Here is a 14,400-nt window from a genome sequence, read left to right on the forward strand (position 1 = left end):
CGGTATTTTTAAATTACTGAGCCATTTATGTGTTTTAACATTGAGCTAATATAGTAATAAATAGCATATAAAACATAGCCATATATATTCTCTATAAATTAAACTTAACTCCAAATTTAATAGTTCTACTTAATGTATTTTTCTCTACATAAAACATATTTTATATCTTGCTATCACAGTGTTTCGCTCATATAGTCAGCAAATTATCACACCTTTATATTGAATGTTTTTGTTTATGAAATCTTCTGCTCCTGCTAGCGTTTTTGGTACCTTATTAGGTTATGCACCTGGTAATGTTGCTGTGTATTCATCTGATTATGATACGGCTGATGAAAGCATTTATCCTAACCGAAGTGCCTACCGTAGCTACCTAGACGGCATTTACATGGGCTATAAATGGCAATGCGTTGAATTTGCTCGTCGATGGATGTACCTCAATCATGGTTATATTTTTGATGATATAGCCATGGCTTACGATATTTTTGAGCTGCGTTCAGTGCGCGATGTAAATAGCCAAAGCAGACTACCGCTAAACGCGTTTAAAAATGGTGCTAAACATCACCCTCAAGTAGGTAGCTTACTTATTTGGGAAGAAGGCGGCGAGTTTGAAGAAACAGGTCATGTTGCTGTCGTTGTAGAAGTACATGAGGATAAAATACGGCTTGCTGAGCAAAATGTAGGGCATCAAATATGGCCAAAAGATCAAAGCTGGTGTCGTGAGCTAAAAGCAAAAGTAACTAAAGATGGCGACTATTGGATTGAGTGCTCTTACAGCGACGCCACTATTTTAGGCTGGATGACACAAACAGATAAAACCGAATATGCTGAGCCAACGTCTGAGCTAAACACTGACTTATTTACTATAGAAGCACATAAAGCAGCAGATACAGGGCAAGCAAAAAAGTCATGGTTAAATATTGCCAATGACGATGAAGCTGCTTACGTAGAAATGATGCAAGGTCATAAACTTACATCCGTAGATGAGGATCAGCATAATTACTTTGCAATATCTCAAACGGCGCAGCAAACTATTGAGCATGCTACAAATGAGCTACATGGCTTATTTATGCACGCTACCGATTACGTATTGCAGCACCCTGAGTTATTAAAAAAGTTTAATTTACCCGATGTTGTGCTTAATAAAATTCGTCAATCGTGGGATAACCGCTTAAACCAATTAATTACCAGCCGGTTTGACTTTGCCTTAACAACAGCAGGTTTAAAAGTTTACGAATACAATTGCGATTCAGCGTCGTGCTATATGGAAAGCGGCAAGGTTCAAGGTAAATGGGCAAAACACTTTGGTGTTAAAACAGGTGTAGATGCAGGTCAAAATTTATTTAAAGACCTCGTAAAAGCATGGCGTAAAAGTGAAGTAAAAGGCCTTGTTCATATTTTACAAGACGATGAACCAGAAGAACATTACCACGCATTATTTATGAAAGAAGCTATTGAAGCCGCAGGCTTTGAATGTAAATTAGTTATAGGTTTAAGTTCACTTAGCTGGAATGAATCTGGCAACATAGTAGATGAAGACGGCTCACAGCTGAGCTATGTGTGGAAAACCTGGTCTTGGGAAACTGCGCTTGATCAAATTCGTGAGGAATGCGAAGCTGATCAATTACTAACTGATAACTTTGAACCACAATTTCAAGCTGGTGAAACACCGCGCCTAGTAGATGTACTGCTGCGTAAAAACGTGATGGTATTTGAACCACTGTGGACATTAATCCCAAGTAATAAGGCCATTTTACCAATACTTTGGAGCTTGTTCCCTAATCATAAGTATTTACTTAATACCGCATTTGAACTTAACGACGAGTTATTACAAACCGGTTATGTAGTTAAACCAATAGTAGGACGTTGTGGTGCTAATATTCAACTTGTTGATGAACATCAGCAAGTTATAGAAAAAACAGCTGGGCACTTTGCCGAGCAAGACCAGATATACCAACAACTATTTGCACTGCCTAAAGTAGATGACTACTTTGTACAAATATGTAGCTTTACGGCTGCTGGTAAATACTCTGGTGGTGGCGTACGCGTTGATAAAAGTATGATCATAAACGGTCATAGCGATTGCATGGCACTGCGTATTAAATAATGAGTAACACTAAGCTCGCAATATCGTCGCGGGCTTGTACTTATTAACTTCATTAAATACAAAAAATTAAGGTTTTTCATGGCAAATCAATTCAATGTACTCGATACACGTTTAAAATTATGTTGCGGAAATGGTGGATATACACGTGAAGGATTTTGTTATGTGCCAGAGTCAGATCTTGGTAATCATAGTGTATGTGCAATTATGACTGACGAATTTTTACAATTTTCAAAATCACAGGGGAATGATTTAATAAGCCCTAACCCTCTTTACGATTTTGAAGGTTTAAAAGCCGGTGATAAATGGTGCTTGTGTGCAGTAAGATGGCTACATGCTACTACTGCTAACGCCGCGCCACCGGTGGTACTTGAAGCAACAAATAAAAAATCGTTAGAAATAGTCTCGCTCGAACTCTTAAAAGCGCATGAATATATAGCCAAAGTTTAAATACACCTAAGCTGTAATTAAAATAAAGTCTGCATATTTTACAAATGCATGCAGGCTTTTCAAAAATAAAAGTTAATCCTACCTGCAAAAAACCAAGATCAAACATAATACATTGTTTTAAAACAACTTTAAATAAATCTCACTTTCGGCATAACTGTTGCTTCATTAAGTTTAAGTCAAGCTCATAATGCAATATACGCATACATGAGCAACACATTACTTAAGCAGGAGAAATTATGAGTAACACTAACGAATCAAGTAAAACAGCTAAATTTACCGCGCCAGGTATGAGTGACGAATCAGCTCAAAAAACAATAGCTACACTCGAGAACCGTATGGTTGCACTACTCGATTTACAGCTTACTTTAAAACATATTCACTGGAACGTGGTTGGTCCTAACTTCATTGGTGTACATGAAATGATAGACCCGCAGGTTGAAATCGTACGTGAAATGACAGACACCATTGCAGAACGAATCGCTACACTTGGCGGGATACCTGTTGGTACACCAAAATCAATAGTAGATCGCCGCACATGGGAAGAATACTCAATAGGTAGAGGCTTAGTAACAGAGCACTTAGGCGCACTCGATAAAGTGTATAACGGTATTAATGCAGACCACCGTAAAGCTATCGACACTCTTTCAGAGTTAGACCCTGTTTCAGAAGACATGATCACCAGTCAATTAGCTGACTTAGAGCAATTTCAGTGGTTTATTCGAGCTCATATTGAATCGTCAACCGGTGAACTAAAAAAATAAGTAAATTTTCATAAAAATTAAGTGTATCTGTACTTACTAAAATTGCTTTCTTTTGAACAATACACTTAAAATTTTAAAGACCTCGTACCACCAATACGAGGTTTTTTATTGCCTTAACTCAAATACCCAATAATATATATTGAGATATAGAACAGCCAGCCCACCAAAAAACAACCCTTAATAACTACAACAACAAAAATAAACAACCCTAAAATACTATTTTAATTTACACTATGTTAATACTTTGCTAGATTTGAACCTGAATTAGAAACTAAACTATCAAGGTATAATATGAAAATAATTTCTTGTAAATCAATTATTGTCAGTTCTTTACTTGCTCTAAGCGCAACAGCTACAGCAGGTAGCTTTAACGATATTAGTTGGACATTAGAAAACGAAGATAACCTTCCTGAAACGGATGCAAGTGGTTGTGCTCTAAAACCAAGTACATCAACGTCAACAAGCAAGACATTCAAGTTTGGTTTAACTGATGATTCTAATTGCATTGATGGAAAACAAAGAGATGAATTTAAATATCAACGTAGAACAGGATATAACAGGCTCACTGGTTATTTTACAATAGATGGTAACTATTCCGATTTTAATAAAATGGGCGTAGCACAAACCCACGATCATTCTACAAGTGATACCGGTGTTTTCAGTATTTACCAAGTAAGAAAAGAAAATGGCTCGTATATATTTGGTGTTCAAGGAGATAGCAACTATTCAAATAATGGTTGGAGTGATCATCCTCAAGTTAAAATATCACTTGATACTCGTTACAAACTAATCATTAAAACCAATGGTCTTTCTAACGGTAATTCTTATGAAGATGCGAACCTTTATCTTGATGATGTTAAAATTTGGTCTAGTTCTATAGAGGTTGGTGGCGAGGAAAAACAATATAAAAAAATAGGTGCCTATCAGCTTACAGGTGGCGAAGGTGAGTTCCATGTTAAGTGGGATTCTGTAAAACTTTACACGGGTAAATAACCAATAAAATTTAAATAGAACCTCCACATTAAAAATGTAGGAGGTTTTTTTAAAATTAAAGGGCACAAATAACACTAACTTTTCTAAAAACGCTATTTTTCTAGTAAGCAGATGACCTCCCTGACAACGTTAAAATAGCCCATATGAAACAACACATCTATGATTTCACCTTGCAGTTACCCCCCTACTGTCGTAGTAATAGATCACTAATTCAATGAAAAAGGTATAACTTAATTAAAAGCTAAAGTTTTATATTTAATTACTTATTTTCAAGTTAATGATATGACGCCGCGTTTAAATCTCTAAAATGAAAATTTAATACGTACTTTATTACCTTATTATTTTTTCATCACCCACTCACAAAAAACGGTTAACCAATACCGTATAAAAAAACAAAAATAAAACCATAACCATCTTACCAATGCAGATAAAAACAAAAAAAATCAATAAATAAGTAATTTATATTTTCTCATTTTTTCTAACAAATGCAGTGCTACATGCTTGGTAAGTAAACACCTCTTTTTTGTATCACCCATATGTAATAAAGCACTCTCCTATCTAAAATAATGGATTATTTACCAATTAAAACCACATATTTCCCATATAAATAAGATTAATTCTATCTGTTTTTTAGAATCTAAAACGAGTAAATAACGATAATAAACCTATAAACCAACATTAAATTCAATTTTTTTACTACGATTACAAAATAATTAAAGAACATAACTTGTTAAATTTATTAACTATAAATCCACATTAGACCAAAGTTGTAATACCAAATTCACATTATTGGTAAACAAAGCTTGATATCAAACCTTAATTGAACTAATTTTAACCACACTTTCTGTATGACAACAAACAGAGAACACAAAGCTAAATTGGTAAACCAACACTCACTAACAACACACAATTACCCAACTGGGAGAGATACATGGAACTCAATCGAATTACTTCCTCACTAATAAATAAACAACAAAAAAACAACTCTAAATTAATGGGTGCAGCTGCATTCTTATTAATGACTTCGTCAGCTTTAGCTGCGCAAGAAGCGCAAAACACGACTGAAACATCTGACAGTGACATTGAAGTTATTGAAGTTAGAGGCATGTTAGGAAGTATGAAGGCTGCAGCAATGCTTAAACGCACCGACGGTCGTATTGTTGATGCTATTGTTGCTGAAGATATAGGAAAACTCCCAGATAACAATATTGCTGAAGCGCTGCAACGCATTACTGGTGTGTCTATTAATACCGATTTTGGCGTAGGTGATAGCGTTTCTATTCGTGGTTTACCGCAAAACCGTGTTGAGTTAAATGGTCGCTCTACTATTGGTGACTCTCGTGATGGTATTAGCTTACAAGATTACCCATCAAGCTTCTTAAAAACGGTAGAAGTTGTTAAATCACCTACTGCCGATATGATTGAAGGCGCATTAGGTGGAACAGTTAGTTTAAAAACTGTTCGTCCATTAGAATTAGAAAAACTAACGGCAGCAATGTCATTAGATGGCGAATACGCCGATAAAACAGAAAAAGTAGCACCGATTTTTAGCGGTTCACTTGGTAACAACTGGGACTTTGACGAAATGGGTACCTTTGGTGCCATTGCTATGTTTTCGTATCAAGATCGTGAAATTCGCCAAGATGAAACGTCTAGCCGTGTTAAACCTCAAGACATCGAAATTAACGGTCAAGAAGGTAACACACCAAGCGGTAACGCAATCGTAAGAGATGAGCACAGTGTTGAGCAATACGTAGAAAAACGTGAGCGTACAGCTGTAAACTTGTCACTTCAATGGGCACCACAGTCAGGTAATGGCATGGTATACCTTGATTTAAGCGGAACTAAGCGCTCGGGTGAGCAAACTGGTAACTCTATTTTAGGTGTAGCTGGTTCATTATCAACAGATGCAAACACCACACAAGACGCTAACGGCGTAAACAACTACACACTAACTAACGAATTTGGTATTCCTAAAACATACAGTGACTTTCGTGAAACTGACTCGTTTTCAAATGCACTTGGTGCAGAATGGAACCTTACAGATAGCATTAAAATTTCTGGTGAAATTGCTGTTGCGTCATCAGAAAGCGTAAGACCTGATTCTGAGTTTACCTTACGCCCAATCGAAAAATCAACATTCGAAGCAAGTGGCGGCGTTGATTTAGTAAACCATTTATATGATGGTGCATTTTCTCAAGACGGTAATAAATTACCAAGCATCATACACTCAGATCCAAATGCATTTACTGACCCACAAAACTTAGCACTACGTACGTTTAAAAGTGAAGATAGAAGAACTGACAACGAAGAAACGGCCGTTCGTTTTGATGTTGAAATGTTTGAACCTATCAGCAGCTTAAGCTGGGTATCTAAAGTTAAAGCAGGTGTACGTGTTACTAACCGTGATTACGAATACGAGCAATACAAAGTAGAAATTAAAGATATTTACAAAAATGCATTTAACGACTCAGATGGTTCATTAGCTACATTATGGGTTGATGACTTCAATGCTGCATTTCCAAATAGCTTTACAACAGTTAGCCACGACAACTCTTTTGACCAATTAGGTCACACAGGACAAAACGACTTACTAACATTTTTAAGTTATAACGGTTTATCTAATCCAGCAAATACTTATGCTCAACTTCAGCAGTTACTAGCAGGCACTAACCTAGCATCAACAGGTAGCCTTTCTGATAACCAAGAGTTTCAAGAAAGTGCATACCGTAACGTAGTTGAAGATACAGCGGCTGTGTATGTGTCGGCTTACTTAGACTTTGATAATGTTACTGCAATTATTGGTGGTCGTTATGTAACGACAGACCTAGAATCAAGCGTATTTCTTAATGGCGAAAAAGTAACAGGCGATAACGACTACAGCGACTTTTTACCAAGCTTAAACGTTACTTATAACTACTCAGACGAAACATTATTTCGCTTTGCTGCTGCAAAAGTTATGCGTCGAGCAGACTTTAGCGAGCTAAGCCCAGCATTTGACGTTAATAACGACATTACGGGTGCAACTCAAGGCTCTATCGATTTAGAACCTTACCGTGCAACACAATACGACTTATCTGTAGAGCATTACTTTGATGAAGGTAACGTAATATCTTTCGCTGTATTTTATAAAGATGTTAAATCTTTCTTAAGTAACGAAAGTAGCTGTCAGGCTGCATCAAGCACGGCTGCTGGCCAAAATGTAACTCAGTGGAACCAAGTATGTCAGCTTGATACAGCGGGCGTATCGCAAGATAACCTAGTTTACTCAGATGCAACTGACTTCCCTGTAGATGCAGATGGTTTTAATCATGTTTCTGATTTACGTGATGCTGGTTTAACAGGCATCGACACCGTTAAAAATGTAAACGGTGAAAATGGCTCTGTTCAAGGTTTTGAAGTTGGTTACCAACAATTCTTTACAAGCTTACCTGGTGCATTTTCGGGCTTAGGTATTAATGCAAACTACACGTATGCAGACAGTGAACAGCCGAACGGAAACCCACTATTAGATATTTCTGAAAATACGTATAACTTACAAGTATTTTGGGAATACGAAGGTTTCTCTACTCGCCTAGCTTATAACTACCGTGATGGCTTCTTAGATACTGAAAACGAAAAACGTGTAGAAAACATTAACTCAACAGGCGGTATTTCAGAAGATGGCACTGTTTACGGTAATAACTACCGTGATGACAGAGGCCAGTTAGACTTCTCTGCAAGTTGGGACATTAACGAAAACTTTACGCTAGTAGGTAATGCAACAAACTTAACAGGTGAGCCTTCAATCTACCTATCTGAACTAGGTGGCGCTTGGAAGTACACTGAAGCGGATCGTCGTTATAGCTTCGGCATTCGCGCTAAATTTTAATTTTCCCTGAAAGCTAAAGCCTGCTTTTATGCAGGCTTTTTTACGTCTATAGAAAAGTAAATTTAGATGATACAAACCTTATTAAAAACATGATTATTCTACCGAGTTAAATAACTCTCCATCGCTATAGTAAATAACTAATTCAATGCAGTGGGTATTACGTAAAAAATACTCTCCTCTAGCTATACTTATTTTAATATTAAATTTACTATCAAAGCGTTATTACTATTAACAGGGAATTGGAAGTGCTGTCGCGTTTATATAATTTTATGCCGGGTTTAAATACATTGCTCCATTATGAGCGACAATGGTTTGCCGATGATGTTAGAGCCGCACTGTCGGTAGCCGCAGTTGCCTTACCCGTTGCAATTGCATATGCGCAGCTAACCGGAGTTAACGCCGCTGTAGGGTTATATTCTTGCATACTCCCTATGTTGGTATATGCACTTTTTGGTACTTCAAAACAATTAATAGTAGGTCCTGATGCAGCTACCTGCGCAGTTATTGCAGCCGTAGTTACGCCACTTGCGGCGGGTGACAGCTTTAAGCATTGGCAACTTGTTGTAACCATGACCGCCATGACCGGCTTTTGGTGCTTTATAGCCAGTAAATTTAAACTAGGTGTATTAGCCGACTTTTTATCTAAACCAATTTTAATGGGCTTATTAAACGGTGTAGCAATTACTATTATTGTTGGTCAGTTCTCTAAAGTATTTGGTTTTACCTTTGATGAACGCTACTTACTTGAACGCCTAGGCGGGGTACCCACATACCTATCACAAACACACATTCCAACATTATTAATGGCGCTACTTACCTTTGCTGTTTATTTTGCCATGAAACGCATAAAACCTACGTGGCCTTCATCTATGTTCGCCATTGCATTTGGTGCACTGTTAGTGTGGATTTTTGATTTAAAACAACTTGATATAAAAACCATTGGTACCGTAACAGGCGGGCTTCCTGTTTTTAATACCCCTGTTTTTGATTTAGGCATTATTCGCGAGCTAGTTGTACCTGCACTTAACTTAGCCATCGTTAGCTTTGTAAGTATGATGCTAACCGCTCGCAGCTTTGCCGCTAAAAATGGCTACGACATAGACGCCGATAAAGAATTTAGAGCATTAGGCATTGCCAATATAGCCTCAGCACTTTCGCAAGGTTTTGCTGTAAGTGGCGCCGACTCGCGTACCGCAGTTAACGATGCCACAGGCGGAAAAACGCAGTTAGTATCAATAATCGCGGCAACAATTATTGCTGTAATAGCTATATTTTTAACTGCTCCGCTTGAATTTATTCCAAGTGCGGCACTGGGTGTTGTACTTATTATTGCCTCTGTACACTTACTCGATTTAAAAGCCATTTGGCAATTAAAACGAAAAGATAAACAGGCATTTTATCTCGCCTCAGCCACCTTACTTGCGGTGTTATTTATTGGCGTTATACCAGGGATCACACTTGCTGTGTTACTTGGGTTATTTCAGTTTATTCGCACTGTTATGCGCCCAACCGACAACATATTAGGCGTAGATGTTAATGGTGTAGTAAGAAGCTTAGACGCCACAGATAAAGCAAAATCGGTGCAAGGCGTCTTTATCTATCGCTTTAACTCACCTTTAACTTACTTTAATGCCAGCTACTTTAAACGCAGATTACTAGAACAATACGCCAGGCAAAAAGACGACACTCAATGCGTAATAATTGATGCAGTACCTTGCTTTACTCACTTAGATTTAAGCGTAATGGCAATGCTTGCCGATCTAGATGTTATATTTAAAAAGCGCGATATAAGGCTTGAGCTTGCAGGCAGGAAACGCCAGCTGCTGTCATGGTTTGAAATTGCCGGTATGAAGTCAGGAACAGAGGGTATATACATTCATTCAGACTTATATATAGCCTTAAAAAGAAATAGCGTAAGCCAGCACACACAAGAGGTTAGCTTGTTCGAATCGAGTATAAATAGTGAATATTTAGAGAAGTAGTTTCCCCTTTATAAATTTACTTCTGAGTTAATTAGTTAATAACATAAGTAATAAGCATAGGCTCTTAGTGCAGGAGTCTATGCTTTTCAGCCTAGTTTATAATCCTCTATTTAGATTTTTTATATAGAGTTACTAGGTTTCGGCCATTATTTTTAGAGTCATATAAAGCCTCATCAGCTAGGCGAAGAGGCTCTTCAATATCAACCTGCCCTTCATCTAACATTGCAACTCCCGCACTTATAGCGAGCTCTATAGTCGTGTTTTCAAATTGAAAACGACTAGTTTTAATTTTTTCGCGAATTTTATCTGCTAAATGAAAACAATCGTCTTCATTCATATCGGGTAGTAACATTACAAATTCTTCGCCGCCAAAGCGAGCTACGCAATCAGCTGTACGGCAACTTTCTTTAAGGATATTAGAAACATGCTGAATAGCTAAATCACCAGCAGCATGACCATACGTGTCATTAATGCGTTTAAATAAATCAATATCAAAAATAACTACACCAAGTTTTTGTTTATGACTACGGCTCGCTATTATGGCTTTGGTTGCGTGTACATTAAATGAGCGTCGGTTTAATAACCCCGTTAAATGATCAAAGCTAGCATCGTATTGTAATTTATAAGCAAATTTACTAATTCGATCAACCATAGGACGAAAAACTAAAAATGCTTCAATTAAAATAGTTAATATAATAATGCCCAAAACTACATTTTGTGCAAATCGCAACTCATTCACTTTATCAATACTTTCTTTCTCGTATTGCATTACAACCATATTTAAAGCATTTAATAAAGGCTCTTTAGCCATTGCCAAAAAGCCTGTTTTTATGTTTTCATATCCTTGTTGATCACCTGGTTTTAAAGTTAATGCAGCTTCAACTTGCTTAGTAAAAAGCTTTAACTTGCCATCAACATTTTGCGGCTCTTTAAAATACATATTTTGTAGAGTTACAGATAGCGGCAGCGCTTCTTTGTCTTTTAATGCTTTGTAATAATCGCTCAATAGATTTTGATGATTTATTTGCATTTTATTTAAAGAAGCCAAAGCTAAAAATTTGGCTTCTGGTGTACCTAAAGTTAAATACTCAACAGCAAATAAACTTACTCGCTGCGATAGCATTCTTTGCTCTCCACTTACATTAACCACTTTACCTGTTGTACTTTGCTCAGCAATAACGTGATCTAACATAAAATGTACAACAATAGACAACATCGCAATAACGGATAAAGAAATTACATATGTATAGGTAAGCACCTTTCTTGGATTATTAATTTCAATATGAGTTGGTTTTTTTGTCATTTTTTTGCAGCACCATAATTATTATTTTGAGGCTACAAAGTGCAACCATTAATTCAATTCTAAATAGTATTGACTGTAAAATCTAAGTTAAGTGACTAATTCCCCTTATAATACGTAATTAATTTAGAGCGACTGTAAATAGGCTTAAAAAAGCAATTCTTTAGTCTTGAATATTTAAGTGAATTTGTTTGTTATTAAATATTTTAATATTAAAGCGATAATTAAATTGAAGAATTAGAGGTCGTATTATCCCTAAGTAAGAAATAATAAACGCTATGATTTTAGGAGAGGAAGTTAGCTTTTTAATTGTTAGTAGGTCAGATAAAACCTGACCTACTTTTATAACGTATTTAATAACGCCCTAAAAATTATACTTTAGGGTAATTTGAAGGGAAAAACGCTTTTTTAGCGTCTTCATCAAACTCTTTTTTAAATGCTACATCAGTACCAATTACACGTGCACGTGCAACCGCTGGGCGGCTATCAATACTTTCAAACCAACGCTTAAGATTAGGGTACGGTGCTAAGCCCTCTTCACCTAATACAACCGGTGCTTTATCAATCCAGCCCCAGGCTGAAACATCAGCAATTGTATACGTATCACCTACAATAAAATCGCGACCTTCAAGGTGCGCATCAAGCACTTCGTAATGGCGCTGCGCTTCACGTAAATAACGGTTAACCGCGTAATCAAGCCCTGCTGGCGCCATGTGTCTAAAATGCACAGACTGTCCTGAATACGGACCTAAACCAGATGCGATAAACATTAACCACGACAGCATTTCAGCACGATCTTCTGCCTTACCTGCTAACTTTCCGTATTTTTCAGAAAGGTACATTAAAATAGCGTTCGAATCGAATACACGAGTTTCACCATCAACTATTGCAGGTGCTTTAGCATTTGGATTAATTGCTTTAAATTCAGGTGTATGTTGCTCACCTTTTAAAGTATCAAGAGGAACAAGCTCAAATGGTAGACCTGTTTCTTCTAAAAAAAGTGCAACCTTCATCGGGTTAGGAGTATGGTGAAAATAAAATTTAATCATGTAATATTCCTCAATAATTGAATAACGATTAAAGCACAGCTTGAGCAATCGTTCAAATTAAGTTTTCAATAAGTTAAATATGGAGTTAAAACGTGATTTAATTGTGAGTGTTTCGTGATACTTCATTCGTAAATATCATTTAGGCTGAATGCAATATCAGCCTTTGCGAGAAGTAACATGCCTTTTAAAGCACTATCCCGTCCATTATCTATAGCGTTAACTGGGTTAATAATTTTTTGCTCTCAAAGCCAAGCAGCAGAGCAAATAACTATTTCGAGTACAGCTAATCAAACTACCTTTTTAGAACTTTATACATCACAAGGCTGCAGTAGTTGCCCACCAGCTGAAAAGTGGATTTCAAAATTTACAGACGATGAAAAACTATGGACTGATTTAATCCCAATTAATTTTCATGTTACTTACTGGGATTACTTAGGATGGAAAGACCCGTTTGCTTCAGCCGTTTTTAGTAAAAGGCAACGTACTTATAAAGCACTCGGCAAAAGTCGTATTGTAGCAACTCCAGGCTTTATGGTTGACGGCAGCGGCTGGCAAGGTTGGTTTTATAAGCAAGCAATACCTAAAACCAAAGTTCCTTATTTAGGGAATTTACAAGCAACTATAAACAACTCAAAAATTAATGTTGAATACGATATTGTTAATACTAAATATAGTAGTAACCAAAACTTAGTAGCACATGTTGCGCTGTTAGGATTTGGCATAGAAACACAAATACACAGCGGCGAAAATGCAGGTAACAAGTTAAAACACGACTTTGTTGTTATTGGTTATCAGCAAAACAGCATGTCAGCTAATCATAAATTAGCTGCTGCTAACTTAACATTACCACACGCTGTTAATGTATCACCGACTAAACAAGCCTTAGTGTTTTGGGTATCTAAAAAAGATGACCCTACCCCACTACAAGTAGCAGCCGATTGGCTTTAGTATTAAAAATAGCAAGGTCACTCATAATAAATAGCAGTATGAGTGACTAAATTACTTTTTCTTTACTAAAATACCATTTTTATAAAAGCCGTTTTTATCTTCTGCATCGTACTTGCGTTGAATACACATGAATGTTTCTGGATCAGCTCCTAACACTTTATTTGCTTTCCAATATACATTTTTAGCGTCTTTAATTGCTTCTTGATGCGAGATTACTTCTATACTATTTATATCAATATCAGAAATTTTATGATGTTCAAAATAAACATTTTTTCCATCATGTCCAAATAAAGAAAATGAGTCTAAAAGCTCAAAACACTGAGCATTAACACCTTCTAGTTCATTTTTTTGATAGTACATATTTTTTCCATCTGTTGCATAATCACCATAATCATTCAATAAATGAAATGTTTTCGCCTCTGCATTTTTAAGTATTAATCCATCATAAAAAACGCATTCTGAATCCTTACTAAAACAAGGATTACTTAATAATTCAAACTCGGCTGCTTGAGCATTAGCTATTTGTTTAGTACCAAAAAAAACCTTTCCATCAACAATTAAATAACTACTACCTACTATTTTTAAACTATAGATATTTTTATATTCAATTGAGTCTAACCAAGTAATAAATTCTATTTAACTTAAATAATTAAAACATTTTTACACACTGTAAATCAAAGTATTTACCTAGAGCTGCTAGCCAGCTTTAGTAGCCAATAAAAAGGTATACATATCAATTTTTTAATGGGATGTTAAGCCACAACTTTTATGTTAATTACACCATAAATCCACTCTAAAACGACTTATTTATGTGTATAGACCCCATAACTTTAGGTTATAGGAGGGGGCTTTTTTGTCAATTGTCATATTTAGTCTTTTTGTGCAGTCTATGACCTGCAGGAAATAAAAATATAACGATTAAAAAAGAGTACAACAGGGGAATAA

At 36.3% G+C, this 14,400-nt stretch carries 10 protein-coding genes; 7 read left to right on the forward strand and 3 right to left on the reverse strand.

Annotation, left to right across the window (positions count from 1 at the left end; translation table 11 throughout):
* The first annotated feature begins 235 nt into the window (after positions 1-235).
* The 6 genes from gss to GQR56_RS11815 all read left to right on the forward strand — a co-directional run bounded on the left by gss (position 236) and on the right by GQR56_RS11815 (position 10,158).
* Complete coding sequence (gene gss / locus GQR56_RS11790; protein WP_166111656.1) at positions 236-2,104, forward strand: bifunctional glutathionylspermidine amidase/synthase; 1,869 nt, start codon at positions 236-238, stop codon at positions 2,102-2,104.
* 78 nt (positions 2,105-2,182) lie between these two features.
* Complete coding sequence (locus GQR56_RS11795) at positions 2,183-2,551, forward strand: DUF2237 domain-containing protein (RefSeq protein WP_024611760.1); 369 nt, start codon at positions 2,183-2,185, stop codon at positions 2,549-2,551.
* A 236-nt stretch (positions 2,552-2,787) separates the two neighbouring features.
* Positions 2,788-3,312 carry a DNA starvation/stationary phase protection protein Dps gene (dps, locus tag GQR56_RS11800; protein ID WP_166111659.1) on the forward strand — a complete coding sequence of 175 codons (525 nt, stop codon included), beginning with the start codon at positions 2,788-2,790 and terminating at the stop codon, positions 3,310-3,312.
* Between the two features lie 291 nt (positions 3,313-3,603).
* Complete coding sequence (locus GQR56_RS11805) at positions 3,604-4,305, forward strand: hypothetical protein (protein WP_166111662.1); 702 nt, start codon at positions 3,604-3,606, stop codon at positions 4,303-4,305.
* Positions 4,306-5,236: 931 nt separating this feature from the next.
* Entirely contained in the window at positions 5,237-8,176 is a 2,940-nt protein-coding gene (locus GQR56_RS11810) for a TonB-dependent receptor (RefSeq protein WP_166111665.1), read from the forward strand.
* 245 nt (positions 8,177-8,421) lie between these two features.
* Positions 8,422-10,158: a SulP family inorganic anion transporter gene (locus tag GQR56_RS11815; protein ID WP_166111668.1), complete on the forward strand. Its 1,737-nt coding sequence runs from the start codon at positions 8,422-8,424 to the stop codon at positions 10,156-10,158.
* A gap of 106 nt (positions 10,159-10,264) precedes the next feature.
* Here the strand turns inward: GQR56_RS11815 and GQR56_RS11820 are convergent, their stop codons facing one another.
* Positions 10,265-11,461 carry a diguanylate cyclase gene (locus GQR56_RS11820; protein WP_166111671.1) on the reverse strand — a complete coding sequence of 399 codons (1,197 nt, stop codon included), beginning with the start codon at positions 11,459-11,461 and terminating at the stop codon, positions 10,265-10,267.
* 368 nt (positions 11,462-11,829) lie between these two features.
* Positions 11,830-12,507 carry a glutathione S-transferase family protein gene (locus tag GQR56_RS11825; protein ID WP_166111674.1) on the reverse strand — a complete coding sequence of 226 codons (678 nt, stop codon included), beginning with the start codon at positions 12,505-12,507 and terminating at the stop codon, positions 11,830-11,832.
* Positions 12,508-12,684: 177 nt separating this feature from the next.
* On the opposite strand from GQR56_RS11825, the gene GQR56_RS11830 reads away from it, so the two are divergent.
* A complete protein-coding gene (locus tag GQR56_RS11830) occupies positions 12,685-13,455 on the forward strand; it encodes a DUF1223 domain-containing protein (RefSeq protein WP_166111677.1) in 771 nt (256 codons plus the stop codon).
* 51 nt (positions 13,456-13,506) lie between these two features.
* Here the strand turns inward: GQR56_RS11830 and GQR56_RS11835 are convergent, their stop codons facing one another.
* Entirely contained in the window at positions 13,507-14,091 is a 585-nt protein-coding gene (locus GQR56_RS11835) for a DKNYY domain-containing protein (protein WP_166111752.1), read from the reverse strand.
* Positions 14,092-14,400 lie beyond the last annotated feature (309 nt).

This window comes from Pseudoalteromonas sp. Z9A5, from assembly GCF_011378875.1.
Taxonomy (GTDB): domain Bacteria; phylum Pseudomonadota; class Gammaproteobacteria; order Enterobacterales; family Alteromonadaceae; genus Pseudoalteromonas.

What these genes read in the sequence shown, in the direction of transcription:
- GQR56_RS11810 (WP_166111665.1), top strand. Translation starts at nt 5,237, where the DNA reads ATGGAACTCAATCGAATTACTTCCTCACTAATAAATAAACAACAAAAA.
- GQR56_RS11805 (WP_166111662.1), top strand. Translation starts at nt 3,604, where the DNA reads ATGAAAATAATTTCTTGTAAATCAATTATTGTCAGTTCTTTACTTGCT.
- GQR56_RS11830 (WP_166111677.1), top strand. Translation starts at nt 12,685, where the DNA reads ATGCCTTTTAAAGCACTATCCCGTCCATTATCTATAGCGTTAACTGGG.
- GQR56_RS11820 (WP_166111671.1), bottom strand. Translation starts at nt 11,461, where the DNA reads ATGACAAAAAAACCAACTCATATTGAAATTAATAATCCAAGAAAGGTG.
- gss (WP_166111656.1), top strand. Translation starts at nt 236, where the DNA reads ATGAAATCTTCTGCTCCTGCTAGCGTTTTTGGTACCTTATTAGGTTAT.
- GQR56_RS11795 (WP_024611760.1), top strand. Translation starts at nt 2,183, where the DNA reads ATGGCAAATCAATTCAATGTACTCGATACACGTTTAAAATTATGTTGC.
- GQR56_RS11825 (WP_166111674.1), bottom strand. Translation starts at nt 12,507, where the DNA reads ATGATTAAATTTTATTTTCACCATACTCCTAACCCGATGAAGGTTGCA.
- dps (WP_166111659.1), top strand. Translation starts at nt 2,788, where the DNA reads ATGAGTAACACTAACGAATCAAGTAAAACAGCTAAATTTACCGCGCCA.